Raw genomic sequence first — 16,155 nt, 5'->3', positions numbered from 1 at the left:
TGTGAGGTTAATCAGGTTATTGACTGCTTATTACTGACAGCTCACTACTAATTACTTACTACTAACAGGCAGACCTGCGCCTTGGGTCGATGCCTGTGGCTTAACCAGCAGGGCAACTGACCACGCTGGGATGGTAATGCGGCCATCCTCGGCGATAACTAGACCGGATGCCAGCGAGTGGGTGCCTAAGTCCTGCTGGATAGTGCTCAGGCGAAGGTTGTTACCCACAAAGTCACTGATGGTTCTGGCTTCAGGGGCGGCGTTGATCACCACCACCAACGCATCGGCTTGTGGATCGAGATCCTGGCCAGCCTGGGTGCCGTCATCAAGGGTCATTACCAGCAACCCTAACTGTTGTGCTGCGCCAGTATTGCGGAAATCAACGCGTTTCATCACTTCACTGCCGCTGCCCAGGGTGATCAACGGGGAGGCGTGGCGTAACTGGGTGAGTTCCTGGTAGAACCCGGTCATTTGCGTGATTTCTGCGTTGCCAGGCGCGGCAACAGCCCCTTTTACCAGGCTAATGATTCCGTAGTTGATGCCGTCAACACTCTGACGCGGCATACCCACGTTGAAATTGTTATCCTGATAGCTGTAGTCAACGCGGTTATACCAGTCACCCGAGTCATAGGAGTCGCGGGTAAAAGATTTGGAGCGTAACAGTTCCGAACCTTGCTGGTCGAACGCCAGCCCTTGGCCCAGCAAGGTGGTGGCCAAAGAAACCGCCTGCATCCGCACACGGGTGGCCAAATCGGCCTCTGTGGCGGCCTTGTAGCTGATTATGTCCCACAGCGCCTGGTTGTCGTGTTTGGAAACATAATTGACGATTTCAGTAGGGTCGCTGGCGTAGCCACCGATGGCACCGTTATAGTCAATATCGCTACCTTTCTTCAGGTTACCGTCTTTGTCGATCAGCAGGAATTCGGCCAAATTACCCGCCATCCCCAGGCGCGTTAGATCCGCCAGATGACGCACGTTATCTTCGCTTAGTTGGGTTTGCTCGTTAGCCAAAACGCCCGCACCATTGCCCAGCCCCTGATTCTGCCGCAGAGCCTCTTTCTCATCAAAAGGGCCACCGCCGCGTACTGCATCCCGCAGACGGTCAGAGAAGGTACCAATGCCGGTGCCTTTCAGGTTGATTTGTGAGGCGATTTCAAAGCGATCTTCCTGCCCGGAATTCCAGCCTTCGCCAAAGAAGTAAACGCTAGGGTTGACCGCTTTGACTTTTTCACGAGCCGCGAGGATCTGCGCTTTAGGATGATAACCCATCAGATCGAAACGGAAGGCATCAATCTTGTAGTCTCTGCTCCAGACAACCAGCGAGTCTTCAATCAGCTTGGCGAACATCCGGTGTTCCGGTGACGAATCGGAACAGCAGGTGGCTGATTCCACGCTACCGCTCGACTCGTTCAAGCGCTGATAATACCAAGGTACGATTTTATCCAGCACCGAGGTGCGGTCGCTGGGGCCAGCAGCATTGGTGTGGTTATACACTACGTCCATAATCACGTTCATGCCCAACTGCTGCTTGAGGGTCTGCACCAGGGTGCGGAACTCTTTGATACGCTGCGTCCCTTCCGGGTTAGTGGCGTAGGAGCCTTCCGGCACTGTGTAGTGGAAAGGATCGTAGCCCCAGTTGTAGGAGTCGGTCTGTGATACGTAGCCGTTCAATTCCTGTACTTGCGGATTATCTTGGCTATCATCCGCTTTGAGCTGGTTCAGCACTTCGCTAATGGTCGAGGCGCTGTTGCAGTAATCAGCAAAACGGCTTTGCCGCACGGCGCTGTTCAACTCACACAAACGGCTGAAAGGCTGTGGCAGATCGGCCACTTTATCGGTGAACTCGTTAACCGTAGCCAGATCGAATATCGGTAGTAATTCAACGTGAGTCACGCCCGACTGCGCCAGTTGCTTGAGGTGCTTGACCATATTGCTGTCTTCTGCGGTGAGCGCCAGATACTTGCCACGCATGGCTTCAGGCACGGTTTGGTCCCAGGCAGAAAGGTCACGGATATGGGATTCATGGATCACCATGCGAGCAATATCAGCTTGAGTCGCCTGTGGATGAGGCATCTTCAGGCTGTCCCAGCCTTCGGGTTTCAAATCGCTGTCATTCAGGTCGACTACCTGGCTGTACTCGGAGTTGGTTGATAGGCTATGGGAATTGGGGTCGGTGACTTCATACTGTTCCACCTTGCGTGATTGCGGGTGGTAAACGGTGAGCGCGAAACGATAGAAGCTCCCTTTGAGATCGCTGCCACCCTGATAAGACCAGGCACCAGACTCGCTATCTCGTGTCATTGGCTGGCTGCCCATCACTTTTTTATCTGCGCCGTACAACACCAATTCTACCTGCTGGGCAGTCGGTGCCCACAGGCGGAAAGTAACCGCAGAACCATTCACCACAGCACCATATTCCAGCTTTTCGGCGGCGGCAGCAAAGCGGTCATCTAGCACACCGGCTGTCTGTACCAGAGTCGCTGAAGTGATCACCCCCTGTTTGTCGGTAGCAAGAGCGATGGTTTCACCGGTCAGCAATTCGTCGACATTGGCATTCCCCGGCAGCTTAAAGGCGGCATAATCGGCAAGGTGGGGAAAGCGCACGCGCGTCTCTTCGCTGAGGGTGGTGGGTGTTAGCGAGTAATAGCGGTCGGTGAATTCGCCATTGCTGTTAGCGGCGACTTTGCTGCTGTGGTTGTAGTAGAGACGAACAAACGGTTGATCTTTACCGGCTGGCCATAGCAGTGTCTGTTTATCCACCCAGTGTGCATTGGCCTGTGCCACACCAAAGGCGGCGCGGAAAGCTTCGGCGCGGGTGTCGTATAGGGTATTGCTGCCCGCAATCACCGAGACGGTACGGTCGGGGAAATCGCTGAACGTGAGGCGGATATCGGCATCAATCAGCTTTTTGACACCATCCCGCAGGATAAAGTTGATGCAACCGGTTGTTTTGTTTAGATCCAACACCCAGTATGGGCCGTACTGATCGCTACCTGTGGGGGTGTTACTGGTGTCATCCCAACCAGGGAGCGGTTCTTGCAGTGCATCGCAGGTGCTGTTATTCCATAGGAACAGGTTTTTCGTGCTGTTATCACCGGCGATTCCGCTGGTAACGGCGGCGATATCCACCAGATGGATCACCACTTGGTTGCCCTCAGCCACCCGAGCTTCACCGGGGACTGGGACGTTGGGTAAATGGGCGACGGGTTCCTGATTAATGGGTAACTCTTCCTGCTTCTTATCTGCATTGAAGTTACTGTTAGAGTCGTTATTGTTATCACAGCCGCTGAGTAATACCAGCGAACCGAAGAGTAGGGCATTAAAGGTAAGTTTACGCATTCTAAGTTCCCTCTACCCCTCGTCCTTCAAGTTGCCGGGCTATTGGCTGCACTGGTTACTCCGAATCACTGACTTGAGTTAGCTCATCGGGAGTTTCTCGTGTGCTGCCTAGCTGCTTCTTGAGATTGCGTGGGGATATATAAATTACGTAATAGGAAGTAACAATATGTAAAGCCTTAGCATTAGATATTGCAGCGCGGTGGGGTGCATCCTCCCGGCTGAAAAGGCTTGAGGCGTAGGGAGAAGGAGGAGGTTAAACCGTGCAGGGATGATGAAGTGTCTGCAGTTCAGCGTGATGGTATAAAACAAGATTCCCTGCCTGTTTAACCGCAGGCAGGGAAGAGGATTGCCGAGATCGATGCTCTGACCTTATTCTTGGCGGAGTAACAGCCCAATCGGCGGGATAACTTTAAGGGGTCACTTTTCTGAGTTGTTTTACATCAATCTCAACACGGTTTAAGCCTTTATCGACTTCACCTTGGATCTCAACCAAATCTTGTGGAGTAACGGTGACACCATTCCAGATTTTGTGGTCAATATCGACCTTAATGGTGCCGCTGGCATCTTTGAAGGTGTAATTATCGTCAGAGAGACGCTCAACGATATGGCCACGTAATTTAACCCAAGTGCCATCACGCTGTACTGTGGCGTTACTAATGGTCGTCACGTTACTGCTCTGATCAACAAACCCACCCGTCTGTGCATTGCTTTGCGGGCCAGAGAACCCACCTTGTTGTGCAGCCAAAGCCGTGCTGGTGCATAAAGCAAAAATAACAGCGCTAATAGCGAGCTTTTTCATGTTGTTATTCCTTTATCTTGATGTTCAGGATGATTAAATCGACATCTTGAACGGTTGGGTAACGCGAAAAATAAAGTAATTTCAGCGAGTTGAACGATCAGCAAATATGAGTGATATCAGCGATAAAAGTCATAGAGAGCGGTATCACCCCAGCGTCATTATTCTAATTCGCGTCTTTTCGCACTAACATCGGCCTCAATTCCTTGGCGGACATCCACCGGAATTTTAAGCGACTGGGCTAATGCATCCAGATAGCTGCGTTCCATAAAATGGTCGATATCAATCACCAGGCAACTGAGATAATAAACTTCTAACGCTTCATCTTCATTTTGCACGCTACTGGCAATCAGGTTCGGATCCAGCGGTTGCTCAATTGCCTGCTGCACCCATTGCTGAGCTTCATTGCCAAGCTGCAATTGTTCCAGGCTCTGTTGGATGGCTTGCTGCTCATTGGCATCAATATGACCATCGCTTTTTGCAGCAAAAACTAATGACTGCACCAAACGTTTGGCGCGCACATCGCTGGGGGTGCTTTGCAAGCCAAACTGCGGTTGTTCTTCATGCGACTCTTTCACACGCTGTTTATACTTGTTCCACAGCACGGCACCAACAGCGGCACTACCGCCGATAATCAGCGCATTTTTAGCATATTTGCCAACCATATTGCGTGATGATTTATTAGCCAGCAGAGCGCCCACTATTCCACCTAGTGCTGTTGGGGCTAACAACTTGGTGATACCTTCGGCACCCCCCATTGCATTAGCTTTATCGCCCAGAATCGATTGAATTTGCTGCATCCAGTTATTTTTCATTGCTGACCTCTAATACGGAAAAGTTCAGGTAGATAGACAGCGTAGCACAACGATTGTTCCTTACTGGGGAAGGATTACTGAATAAGGGAATAAAAGGGAGCAGGGCGGTTCGCTAAGGGGTAGACCCTGTGGGGCAACTATGGCGATAACACTGCGCTTAGCCATTATTTCTTCCTTATTGCATAGACTCAGGGCGCAAGCGAGATACCCGCTAACACCGGGGGCAAAGACATTCACAATGTCATGCCGCCGACCGAAGGTTTTCTTATCAGAGATAGGGTCAGATCACATTTGATAAAAAGCATGTTACCTGACGAGATCTTAATGCGACAGAGCCTTCTATATTGGTCATAATAGTGTCACAGTTGTGATCTATTTTGTGATTGTTTTTGTTATTGATTTTATTGAATAAAAGACTTGTTTTCGCTTGATATCGTTCGATAAGGAAAAATAACCATGAGTTTTGACGTGTTTATAAATATGAATAGGAATGAAAACAATGCGTATTCTAAATAAAAGACCTATCGCTTTCGCCCTGGTTGCATTATTTAATTCATTGCTCTTAATCGGGTGTGATAATACAAATACAAATACAAGTACAAATAAAGAATTAACGCAATCTACCTGGAAAATGCCTGTAGACGATGCGCCATTAGGTTATAGCGGGCTGTCTCAAACCATCACTAGCCAACCAGTCACTGCCGGAGTGACCTATTACCAGGTCAAACGTGGTGAACTGAGCGCGGACGAATACTGGACTGTCAATATAGGTTTTTATACCACGCCAGCTGCAGCACAAGCGGACGCTGATGCTATTAATGCTGCCGGTTTTACTACACGGCTCGATCAATCAGCGGGGACGAATACTTCTGGTGCAACGCTGGGCTACTATCTTTCTGTTGACCGGTTTAACACCCAGGATGAAGCTAACGCAGTGGCATCCCAAATCAGTGTAGCAACAGCAAACAAATACAAGCCGAGAGTAAGGAATACTGCACTCGCGGGTAATACCACCACAGGCCCTTGGATTATCAATATATTAGCTATCGAACCTGCGAAAACTACCGCTAAACTAAGCTATGAGTTACCCGGCGGCAACAATCTGGGGGGAGCGGGGGAGACTGTCTCTGCTGCAGCGCTAAGAGTCGGTGCATTAGCAGGAATGAACGCAGGATACTTCTCAAATATTAATCCATTTGGTTCACCGTTGCCGCCAAGATCACCTGTAGGTACAACAGTGGTGAACGGGCAATTAGTCGCTGCAGCCACTGGTGGGCGCCCAGGCGTTATGATTACCACCACCAGTGAGGGGCACCCGAAAGCCACCCTATTGCAGAAGCTATCTTCATCGACGATCTTAACGGACGACCAGAGTGTATCCATTGAAGTGAAAGATAAGAATCGTCCAATTTTAGGAACCGTAGTGAATTGCGGCACCCCTGCGCAAACCCCGACAACGCTATCAGCTCACGATTATGTTTGTAATAATTTCAATGATTTGAAGATGTACGACTCCCTCTTTCTCGGTGGGCTATCGTCAAATACCTTGGTCAACGCTAGCTACAAAGGGGATATTTATGAGCTGGTGGTTGATTCGACAAATACTGTGGTTGGTGGAGATGAAACATTAGGGACGCCAGCGCCTCAAGGGGGCTATGTACTCCAAGGGCTGGGTGATAGTGCCAAATGGCTTCGCGAACATGCAATCCCTGGCACCAAATTGACGGTAGTTGACCACGTTTATTCTGATGGGAAGGAGATTACTCTGGCACCCGGTATGTCAATTGTAGAAGCGGGCCCGACGTTGTCGGTGAGTAATTTGCTACAAAACGCCTGGGCCGAAGGGTTTTCACCCATAGTTAATGGCAGCGCAAATGCTGCCTCGGCAGGGATTGATACCAGTACATGGTATGAAGGCTGGGTAGTCTCCCGTAATGGGCGAACCGCTATCGGTGTTGGCGCTGACGGCACGATTTTGTTGGTTGAAATCCCTGGGCGACAACCCTATGTGAGTTTAGGAACTTCCATTCCAGAGACAGCGGCAGTAATGGCATGGCTTGGCGCTTCTTCATCCATCAACCTAGATGGCGGGGGCTCCAGCAATATGGTTGTCAACAGTGTCTCTGTAGGAGAACCATCGGATGCGACGGGTGAACGCGGTGTTGCTGGCACACTGATGATCACATCCCATTGAATTTGTTTGCGAGATATTTCTCACTTTAACCATAACTTGTCGGCTTGCGGGCTTTAGCAGTTGCGGTCAGTTTGCGAGATGAAGTACCTTGGCGTTTGGTATGCAAATGCCGTTATGGAACGGGCATAAAAAAGGAAATAGCCATGTATGATCTTCAGTCTATCGATTTACGCGAGTTAATTGAGATTCGTAGAAAAATTCATGCCCACCCCGAAGCAGCATTTGAGGAACAGCGTACCGCTACGTTGGTGGCGGATTACTTGCGCGCCTGCGGCTTGGATGAGGTGCATGAAAATATCGGTCAAACCGGGGTGGTTGGTGTGCTGCGCGGCGAAAGCTCAGGAAGGAGTATTGCCTTTCGTGCTGATATGGATGCGCTAATAATGCACGAAGAGAACGATCCGGCAGCTTGCCAGCATGTTTCGACGGTGACTAACCGCTTTCATGGTTGTGGCCATGATGGGCATACCACCATGCTGTTGGGCGCCGCCAAATATTTGGCTCGGCACCGCCATTTTGCTGGGACCCTGATCTTTATTTTCCAGCCTGCGGAAGAGGATTTAACCGGGGCACAAGCCATGCTGGTGGATGGTCTGCTCCAGCGCTTCCCCTTTGAAGAGATCTACGGCCTACACAATTACCCCAGCGTACCCAAGGGGGAGTTTCACGTTAACCAGAAAGCGACGCTTTCTGCGAGTGATACCTTTAACATCACCATCAAAGGCAAAGGTGGCCACGGTGCGGTGCCGGAAATGACTATCGATCCTATCGTGATGGCCGCACGTTTGATTAGCGATATTCAAACCATTGTCAGCCGTAACGTTAGCCCGCATCAGGCAGCAACAATCAGTTTTGGCACTATCCACGGGGGCAGCGCCCCTAATATCATCCCAGATTCTTTGACCCTTTCCGGCACGGTTCGCACCTACGATGCAAATGTCAGGGCACTGGTAAAGCAGCGTATGCAGACATTGGCCCAATCGTTGGCGCAGGGCTATGGTGGCGAGGTAGGGATAACGTTTAGCAATGGTTGCCCGCCGTTGATCAATGATCCGTTGTTGGCGGCAGAAACGGTGCAGGGGCTAAATGTGCTGCTGCCTGAACATCCCAGTTACTTGGTGAATACGCCAAAAGGGCCTTCAGAAGACTTTTCCTGCTATTTGGACCACGTTAAAGGGGTGTATGCCTTTCTTGGCCAGGGGGATACCCCAATGTGCCATCATCCAAAATATGATTTTGATGATGAGATTATTCCGCTCGGGGTCGCCTACTGGATCTCAATTGCTAAAAATCGTTTGACGTACCAGATCCTATAAGGCTGATTTTTATGGATGATAAATGTGATGCACAGCGTGGGGCGCGTCGGCGGGCGGTGGTGTCGTCGGTTACCAGTAATGCTTTAGAGTTTTACGATTCTACGGTTTATGCCTTCTTTGCCATTTACTTTGCCGGGCACTTCTTCCCGGCAGAAGATACCTTAACGTCGCAGATTTATGCCTATTTTGTATTTGGCATCAGCTATTTGGTCCGGCCTTTAGGTGGGATCTTGCTGTCGATTTACGCAGATAAAATTGGGCGAAAACCGCTTATTGTTTTGCTGATGTTAATCATGGGGTTCACTACGGGGGCGATTGGTTTACTGCCGACCTATGCGCAGATAGGTATTGCCGCCCCATTACTGCTGATCGCCATGCGCTTGCTACAAGCAGTGGCGGTAGGGGGGCTGTTTTCCAGTACGACAGCGTTTCTGATGGAGTATGCACCTGCAGAGCGGCGTGGTTTTTACGCCAGCATGCAAATGGTGGCGCAAGCACTGTCGCCGGTGTTAGCCAATATTGTGGCGTTGAGCCTGTTGTATCTGGTTGGTAGAGATGCGGTGATCGAAGTGTGGTGGCGTTTGCCTTTCTTGATTGGCTTCCTGACGGTGCCATTGGGCTACTACGTGCATAAGTATGTGAGCGAATCGCCAGACTTTAAGCGCTATACCCAACAAGCCAGCAAGCAGACAGCCCAGCAGGTTGCACCGCCTCTTTCGATGTCGCAAACTCTCAGGCAGCGGACAATTCTCCGGCAGATTATCTGTTGCATGGGCATTATTACCGTCGGCACTGTTTCGTTTTTTGGTGTCACCATCTATTTGCCAGGCTATGTGCAAACGTTACTGGGGCTTGCTGATATTCAGCGGACTTGGCTGGCCTTAACCGCACCGGCATGCGCCGCCTTTGGGGTGTTGAGCGGTGGTTTTTTCTCTGACAGCATTGGCCGAAAGCGCACATTGCAGGCGAGTGTGCTGTTGTATGCAATGGCGTTCTTTGGCCTGTTTTTCTACTTTTCCTTTGGGCATGCCAGTTACGGGTTTGCATTGTTCGGGTTTGCTATTTTGGGTTTTTGTATGGGGTTGCACTGGGGCGCAGTGCCGATTCTTCTTGCAGAATCATTCCCGATCCAAGTACGTGCTACGGCGATATCGATTCCTTACAATCTGACGGTGGTATTGTTTGGTGCGATGACCCCGACCTATTTGAAGTTATTGGAACGGATGTTTGGTAGTACGCCATACAATGTGTTGTTGTACATCGGGGCGAGTATTGTGCTTAGTTTGGCGGCGAGTGTATTTTGGCAACCCGCGGTTAAAGAGACGCGAATGGCCTAGATCTGCGGGCTTTTGTCGGCATATCCCCGTTATCTTGCAGGTGACTTGAGTGTTAGCTGGGTAACTCGTTCACCCTGCGGGCCAGCACAAACGCTGTTTGTTTAAGTCAGCCACTGACAGATGTGTCGCTCAGTGGCTGACAGCAAGCAAATCGACGCATTTTGGCTATAGAGAAGGAGCAGTTGTTAAGGATGCTGTTCATGATGGGGGGGATTTAAAATCCCCCGAACGCGGATTGGGTGCGGGATAACGGCGAACTGGTGATTGGTGGCGACTGGCTGATATTCCATAGGTCGTTAAACTCTTCCTCATTGAGGACTATTTCAATAAGGTCGCTACTAGTACACTGATCAAAATTCAAGCGAGCCATGGCCTCCGCACTCGTCTGGTACTCGGTATAACCTAGATAGCTGTCTTTGGCGGCAAGCGCTAGTTTTATCTCCTTGATACAGTCCGGGCTGGCTCCATCAGTACAAGCATCCTTCAGATTTGCATCGCTGATAATATTCTCTGCCATAAGGTCAAGCAGTCTGAATACTTCACTATCACTGATGGTGCCATTGGCCAGTTTAGCTTCTAGTTGTTCTTAAGAAGCAGCCAAACGCGGGTTTACAAATAGCATGCAGCCTGCCGCGAGCAAAGAGGGCAGGGCAAAGGCGATAAAATTCTGCTGTAGCGATAAATTCATATCGATTAATAACCCACCCGCGAATGGGCCGAGTATGGCACCGATTCGCCCGATACCCAGCCCCCATCCTAATCCCGTCGCTGTCATGCTACTGGGGTAAAAACGTGCCACATAAGAGGTGACAGCAATTTGAGTGCCAATGGTGCTGGCTCCGGCGATCACCAACAGCAGGTACAGCAAAACCATCGAGCTTTCAGTACCTAACAGAGCAATGGTCGCGGAGCCAAGTAGAAAGTAACCGAGCAAGACGCTTCTGCCACTGATTTTATCCATCAGCCAGCAACTGCTCAAGGCACCGGCAATGGTGCCCAAGTGTAAGGTGAACAGAAAAGAGAGGCTGGAGCCAAGAGGATAGCCCGCTTGTAACATCAGTTTAGGTAGCCAGGAGGTCATGCCATAGATCACATATAGTGACATAAAAAACACTAGCCAGAACATCAGGGTGCTTAATGTTCTGCCATCTTTGAACAGATCACCCAGCGTCATTTTTACCTGATCGGTGCTGATGACGGATTGGCTGAAAAACTGAGTGCCTGATGGGTAATGAGTGCTTGGGGTTATTTTTTCCAGGATCTCTTTTAAAGGGCGATGCTGGTTGGTCTTGATTAAAAAAGCCGCTGATTCAGGCAGGTGTTTGATCATCCAGGGTAAAAACAGGAGCGGAAAAATAGCTACATAAAATATCGATTGCCAGCCGAATAAAGGAATTAAGTAAATACCCAAGATCGCCGCCCACATGCCGCCAATCGAGTATCCACTGAACATCAAACCCACCATTAAACTGCGTTTGTTTTTAGGTGAATATTCGCTGGTGAGTGCAGTTACATTGGGCATAACGCCACCTAGCCCGATACCTGCAATAAAGCGACACCAACCAAATTGGGAGGCATTCAGGGTAAAACCACATAAAAAAGTAAATAAACTGAAAGTGATGACACAGAAGGTAATGACTTTCTTTTTACCGATCTTGTCAGAAAGAGAACCCAACGAAAGTGCACCGACCATCATACCTACCAGGGTATAGCTGCCTAATAGTCCCGCTTGTGTCGCGCTTAACCCCTACTCGGCCATTAATTTCGGCAAGATCACACCCAATACCGCTAAATCATAGCCATCAAAAATAATAATATAGGCGCACCAAAAAATAGTCAGACGGTGAATAGATTGAAATTTTGCCTGGTCGATGATGGGTGTAATATCAACGCTGTTTATCTCTGCTGGAGGCATAAAATATTCCTTGGCATAATTAAATTATATTTAAAAATAGGGAGTATGTTCTTTGGCCCTTCCATGGATCTGATCAATTAACTGGAAACAAAACGCTCAAAATAGATCTTATGCTCGGCTACAGCCTGGCTGGATAGCCACTGGCCAAAGTCCATGCAACTGGCAGTGCCTCACGCACACGCCCCCAGCAGTTCACTGAGCGGGCTCTTCAGCCGCCGTGTTTGTGCATCCAGCAAAGCGGTTTCCAACGCACATTTGGCAAAACGGTTACCCTGTACTGATTTGCGTAACTGGGCCATGGCTTGGGCTACCTGGCTGGCCTCGGTGCCTATCAGTAGCGGAGCCAGATAGGTATCAATATTGACCTTGACGCTTTCGGGGCTTTCTTCGCCATAACTCAGGCCACCGTTGGTAGTGGCTTCCCCTCAGCCTTCGATATCGTCGTCACAAAGTACGTGCACCAAGACCAGGGTTTGCACATTGACAGTGGCGACAGAAAGCTGATGAGGGCGGATTACCGGGACATCTAGCAGCAGTGTTTCAATGCTCTTGAGCATACTTTTACAGTATCAAACTTGGCAGTTTAGGGTGTTTATGACCATATATCTGACCTGGGCTTGCCGTCTAACACCTTTTTTGTATGATGCTAATACTTTTTAAGTATAAAGAAATCGAGGAGAGCATGAAAAAGGGTTCTGTCGCATTAGCGTAGTGAAGTTAGCAACAGTTGCGCTGGCGGCTATTTAGGCAGCCAACAGATAAAATGTTTCATCATGAATGTCGTGAGTACATTGATTTTGTGAAAAGATTGATTTTGTGAACATATTGATTTTGTGAGTATATGGGTGTCGTGAGGGTAATGGTCTCTGCTGGTCTGTAGGGCGCTTATCAAGGCGGTAACGGGCCAATACATTGACCACCCATTCAACATTATCCGCCAAAGACTATATTAATGGTGAGTATGGCATTTGCTTAATTAATTATTATTTTCAATATATTACATGTCATTATACTCAAGCGTGTAAAATACCACTAAACCACTGCCTATTTATGGGTGTTTTTATTAATTAAGTCATAGAGGTAAGTGATAGAAAGGCCGAGATCCTTGGCAATATCTTTTACCCACTCTTTTGATTCTGGCCTGGCCTGCATTCGGCGAATGGCTTGCTGTTGCAGCTCCTCACTTATCGTCTTGATGACAGGGGAGTATTTCCAGATTTGATTCTTACGCGCGTTTTCAGAAGAGCGTTCCCTCAATAATGAAGAGGTAGTCTTTTTCCTGTCAGATTTTTTGTAGGCAATGGCCATCAGCCTGATTTGCTCATCAGGGACTAAGTCTCCCTTTCTTATACGCTCTTTTGTGACCTCACTGCATCTTCTTCGGTGCGTGATGCTGGCCAATGCCTGGTGCCTGGGAATTCTCCATTTCTCGCGATATTGCATTAATGTCATCTCGTGGGCTCTATTGACATGTGGTGCTAAAAAATCAAAAAATTTGCCACATTCCAAGCATTTTACTTTGTTCAAGTCAGTGTCATCATTTATTTTCATAAACGTTTCTTTAGTGTGTTAAACCTATCAAACAGTGTAGCACAGTAAAATGTTATGCATTTTAGCCAAATATTATTGGTCTGTGATGGGTTTGTATTATTATTGTTTATATCTTGATATTAAATAATTTTTACTGGTTGGAATATCTGAAAAACGAACTGGATATGGGTATCTGCTTAACCAAAGAGCGCCACAGGAACGTCTCTCATCAGGCTTTGAATCGATAACGATTTATCATGATTTTTTATAATACTGTAGCCATTTCCTTTGACTATCATTGAGTCGAACAGAAACATTCAAACCAGCGTTGGCTGTCTGGGGCGAAGCGGTTAGATCAAGTTTTAACACTATTTGCCTTCAACATTGGCCTTCAATATTGGCCTCAAAATTGGCACTCAAACCCTACAGGCATTTTCTTTGCCGATAATAACAATTAGTGACATCTCACACACTACGGCATCCGTTTTGCAGGCTACACTAGATAAGAGTTAAATGTATTAAATATCAAAATGATAACTGCATTTATCATAGGTGATAACAATCAATAAGGACAAGTCGATGGCGAAACAGACACAATCACTCACCCGTGAGCAGACCGGTCGCTTGTTGGCGGTTTCCCGTGGCGAAGCGGTGGCCGACATGATGATTGAAAATGTCCGCATTCTCGATTTAATCAACGGTGGAGAAATAGCGGGGCCGATTGTTATCAGCGGTAATACCATTGCCGGTATTGGCCCAGCCTATCAAGGGGCTGCAGCACTTCAGCGTATTGATGCACATAATGCGATTGCAGTGCCGGGATTTATCGATGCGCATCTGCATATTGAATCCAGCATGATGACCCCAGTGACGTTTGAAAGTGCGACGTTACCATTGGGAGTTACCACCATTGTTTGTGATCCCCATGAAATCATCAATGTGATGGGGCAAGCGGGTTTGGCGTGGTTTTTACGCAGCGCAGAACAGGCCAGGCAAAATCAGTTTATTCAAATCAGCTCCTGTGTGCCGGCACTGGCGGGGTGCGATGTTAACGGCGCAGAGTTTCCGGTAGAGCAAATGCAGGCCTATCATGACCACCCCCATGTGCTTGGGCTGGCAGAAATGATGGATTACCCCGGCGTGATTGCAGGAAATAGCGCGATACTGGATAAGCTAGACACATTTCGTGATTTGACGCTGGATGGTCACTGCCCGCTGCTCACCGGTAAAGATCTCAATGGCTATATTGCCGCAGGTATCGAGAACTGCCATGAAACCTTACTGCGGGCAGAAGGCCGGGAAAAGCTCTCTCTGGGGATGGCGTTGATGATCCGCGAAGGGTCTGTGGCCCGCAATCTGGATACGTTGGCACCGTTGATCAATGAATTTAACAGCCCGCAATGTATGTTATGTACCGATGATCGCAACCCTTGGGAGATTACTCACGAAGGCCATATTAATTCGCTGATCCATCGCTTGATCAATCAACATCATATTCCTGCACATGTGGCTTATCGGGTTGCCAGTTGGTCAGCGGCACGGCATTTTGGCCTTAAACGCCTGGGGCTGCTGGCACCCGGCAAGCAGGCGGATATCGTATTACTGGATGACCTCAACCAAGTTTCTATACGCCAAGTGATTATCAGGGGCGAGCGACTGAACAATGAAGAGTTACAATCTACCCGGCAACAACGTCAACAGCTCACTCAACCGCCATTGCAGAATACTATTGATCGGCAACCGGTCACTGCTGCGGCGTTGACGCTGCCATTGACCACCGGCCACCGCTACCGAGTTATTCAGGTGGTACCCAATGAATTAATCACCCATCAGCAGCAGGCGGAGTGGTTAGGTGATAGGTTTAGCCTGCCTGATATCTGCCGCATCGCGGTGTTAGAGCGCTATGGCAAAAATCATCCGCCAGCCTTGGGGTTATTACAGGGGTTCGAGCTACAACAAGGCGCACTGGCAGCCAGTGTGAGTCATGATAGCCATAATCTGGTGGTGATTGGTCATCGGCCAGAAGAGATGGCACTGGCCATTAATCAATTGATTGAGTATGGCGGGGGGTTGTGTGTAGTGAATAATCATCAGGTCCAGAGCCATCTGGCGTTACCCATTGCTGGCTTGATGAGCGATCTATCAACAACAGAGATTGCTCAATCCATCACTGAGCTTAAGGCGGCTTGCCTGGCATGTGGCATTAAACTTAATGAGCCCTTTATCCAGATGGCCTTTCTTTCACTGCCGGTGATTCCCGCGTTGAAATTAACCAGCATGGGGTTATTTGATGTCACACAATTTCGCTTTGTGGAAACGCCGCTTTAATACCGACGATAAGGGTACTGAGGGGGTGGCAGTGCTTGATACTGTGGGCAGCAGCCAGGGCAGCCAAGCCAGTGGCAATGTTCAATGACGCCGGTAGAGAGATAACCGGCAATATGCTGGCACTCCGCGACCTCTATAAAATTCAAATCTATCACATACCATAATGATAACTGACGAGTCGCCATTGGCAGTGTCAGCGGCTAGAGTCCGTGTTGGTTGGCTTGCAAACAAGTACCCGGCAGTCTGCGCTATCCCCAAATTTGTCAGCGAAAAACACAGTTTTCTGTAGGTCTAACAACGTCTCGTAGGCAACATTATATCTTGATAACTTATATTTCCTTTGCTGCTTAAGAGTGCCATGTCAACTAAGTTGTCTCAAATTGAGACAGTAGTTGATGTAAAATGAATCAAATTGGTAATTTAATCGATTGCGTTGGGTGTTATTTATGCATGACTAACCGGAAATGTTATTTTTAGCAAAAGATAATGTTAATAATATCTAAACTGATCAATACCCATCTGTGATGGCTTTCTCATTTAATTATATCTCTCCCTGATATCACCAGGTTGCCACATTCCCTTGCA

The 16,155-nt window shown here is 48.6% G+C and carries 10 protein-coding genes and 2 pseudogenes; 4 read left to right on the top strand and 8 right to left on the bottom strand.

Translation table 11 applies throughout. From position 1 onward, the window contains the following. Window positions 1–51 precede the first annotated feature (51 nt). The 3 genes from pulA to IO95_RS11290 form a co-directional block, all read right to left on the bottom strand. Window positions 52–3,339: a pullulanase-type alpha-1,6-glucosidase gene (gene pulA, locus IO95_RS11300; protein ID WP_023491747.1), complete on the bottom strand. Its 3,288-nt coding sequence runs from the start codon at window positions 3,337–3,339 to the stop codon at window positions 52–54. A 409-nt stretch (window positions 3,340–3,748) separates the two neighbouring features. Further along, a complete protein-coding gene (locus IO95_RS11295; protein ID WP_023491746.1) occupies window positions 3,749–4,138 on the bottom strand; it encodes a YgiW/YdeI family stress tolerance OB fold protein in 390 nt (129 codons plus the stop codon). 158 nt (window positions 4,139–4,296) lie between these two features. After that, window positions 4,297–4,950 carry a tellurite resistance TerB family protein gene (locus tag IO95_RS11290; RefSeq protein ID WP_023491745.1) on the bottom strand — a complete coding sequence of 218 codons (654 nt, stop codon included), beginning with the start codon at window positions 4,948–4,950 and terminating at the stop codon, window positions 4,297–4,299. A gap of 631 nt (window positions 4,951–5,581) precedes the next feature. Between IO95_RS11290 and IO95_RS11285 the strand changes: the two genes are divergently transcribed. From IO95_RS11285 to IO95_RS11275, 3 genes are all read left to right on the top strand, one after another. After that, on the top strand, window positions 5,582–7,144 hold the full coding sequence (locus IO95_RS11285; RefSeq protein ID WP_200874170.1) for a phosphodiester glycosidase family protein: 1,563 nt from the start codon (window positions 5,582–5,584) through the stop codon (window positions 7,142–7,144). A 143-nt stretch (window positions 7,145–7,287) separates the two neighbouring features. Continuing rightward, window positions 7,288–8,460 carry an amidohydrolase gene (locus IO95_RS11280; RefSeq protein WP_023491743.1) on the top strand — a complete coding sequence of 391 codons (1,173 nt, stop codon included), beginning with the start codon at window positions 7,288–7,290 and terminating at the stop codon, window positions 8,458–8,460. Between the two features lie 11 nt (window positions 8,461–8,471). Continuing rightward, on the top strand, window positions 8,472–9,797 hold the full coding sequence (locus IO95_RS11275) for an MFS transporter (RefSeq protein WP_023491742.1): 1,326 nt from the start codon (window positions 8,472–8,474) through the stop codon (window positions 9,795–9,797). 214 nt (window positions 9,798–10,011) lie between these two features. On the opposite strand, the gene IO95_RS11270 is transcribed toward IO95_RS11275, so the two are convergent. From IO95_RS11270 to IO95_RS11255, 5 genes and pseudogenes are all read right to left on the bottom strand, one after another. Next, entirely contained in the window at window positions 10,012–10,350 is a 339-nt protein-coding gene (locus tag IO95_RS11270; RefSeq protein WP_369794349.1) for a DUF6862 domain-containing protein, read from the bottom strand. A 33-nt stretch (window positions 10,351–10,383) separates the two neighbouring features. Then, window positions 10,384–11,532, bottom strand: a pseudogene (locus IO95_RS11265) (MFS transporter); the annotation flags it as partial. Window positions 11,533–11,544: 12 nt separating this feature from the next. Beyond that, window positions 11,545–11,712: a hypothetical protein gene (locus IO95_RS25810; RefSeq protein ID WP_023491737.1), complete on the bottom strand. Its 168-nt coding sequence runs from the start codon at window positions 11,710–11,712 to the stop codon at window positions 11,545–11,547. Window positions 11,713–11,882: 170 nt separating this feature from the next. Further along, window positions 11,883–12,269 (bottom strand): annotated as a pseudogene (locus tag IO95_RS11260) (hypothetical protein). A gap of 487 nt (window positions 12,270–12,756) precedes the next feature. Beyond that, complete coding sequence (locus tag IO95_RS11255; RefSeq protein WP_037385350.1) at window positions 12,757–13,263, bottom strand: MucR family transcriptional regulator; 507 nt, start codon at window positions 13,261–13,263, stop codon at window positions 12,757–12,759. A 558-nt stretch (window positions 13,264–13,821) separates the two neighbouring features. Here IO95_RS11255 and adeD point away from each other — a divergent pair. Beyond that, on the top strand, window positions 13,822–15,570 hold the full coding sequence (adeD, locus tag IO95_RS11250; RefSeq protein ID WP_023491735.1) for an adenine deaminase: 1,749 nt from the start codon (window positions 13,822–13,824) through the stop codon (window positions 15,568–15,570). The last annotated feature ends 585 nt before the right edge of the window (window positions 15,571–16,155 follow it).

It is taken from the genome of Serratia sp. DD3, assembly GCF_000496755.2.
Note: the sequence above shows the minus strand (reverse complement) of the source record. Positions and strands in the feature narration are given on the sequence as shown.

What these genes read in the sequence shown, in the direction of transcription:
- pulA (WP_023491747.1), bottom strand. Translation starts at nt 3,339, where the DNA reads ATGCGTAAACTTACCTTTAATGCCCTACTCTTCGGTTCGCTGGTATTA.
- IO95_RS11295 (WP_023491746.1), bottom strand. Translation starts at nt 4,138, where the DNA reads ATGAAAAAGCTCGCTATTAGCGCTGTTATTTTTGCTTTATGCACCAGC.
- IO95_RS11290 (WP_023491745.1), bottom strand. Translation starts at nt 4,950, where the DNA reads ATGAAAAATAACTGGATGCAGCAAATTCAATCGATTCTGGGCGATAAA.
- IO95_RS11285 (WP_200874170.1), top strand. Translation starts at nt 5,582, where the DNA reads ATGCCTGTAGACGATGCGCCATTAGGTTATAGCGGGCTGTCTCAAACC.
- IO95_RS11280 (WP_023491743.1), top strand. Translation starts at nt 7,288, where the DNA reads ATGTATGATCTTCAGTCTATCGATTTACGCGAGTTAATTGAGATTCGT.
- IO95_RS11275 (WP_023491742.1), top strand. Translation starts at nt 8,472, where the DNA reads ATGGATGATAAATGTGATGCACAGCGTGGGGCGCGTCGGCGGGCGGTG.
- IO95_RS25810 (WP_023491737.1), bottom strand. Translation starts at nt 11,712, where the DNA reads ATGCCTCCAGCAGAGATAAACAGCGTTGATATTACACCCATCATCGAC.
- IO95_RS11255 (WP_037385350.1), bottom strand. Translation starts at nt 13,263, where the DNA reads ATGAAAATAAATGATGACACTGACTTGAACAAAGTAAAATGCTTGGAA.
- adeD (WP_023491735.1), top strand. Translation starts at nt 13,822, where the DNA reads ATGGCGAAACAGACACAATCACTCACCCGTGAGCAGACCGGTCGCTTG.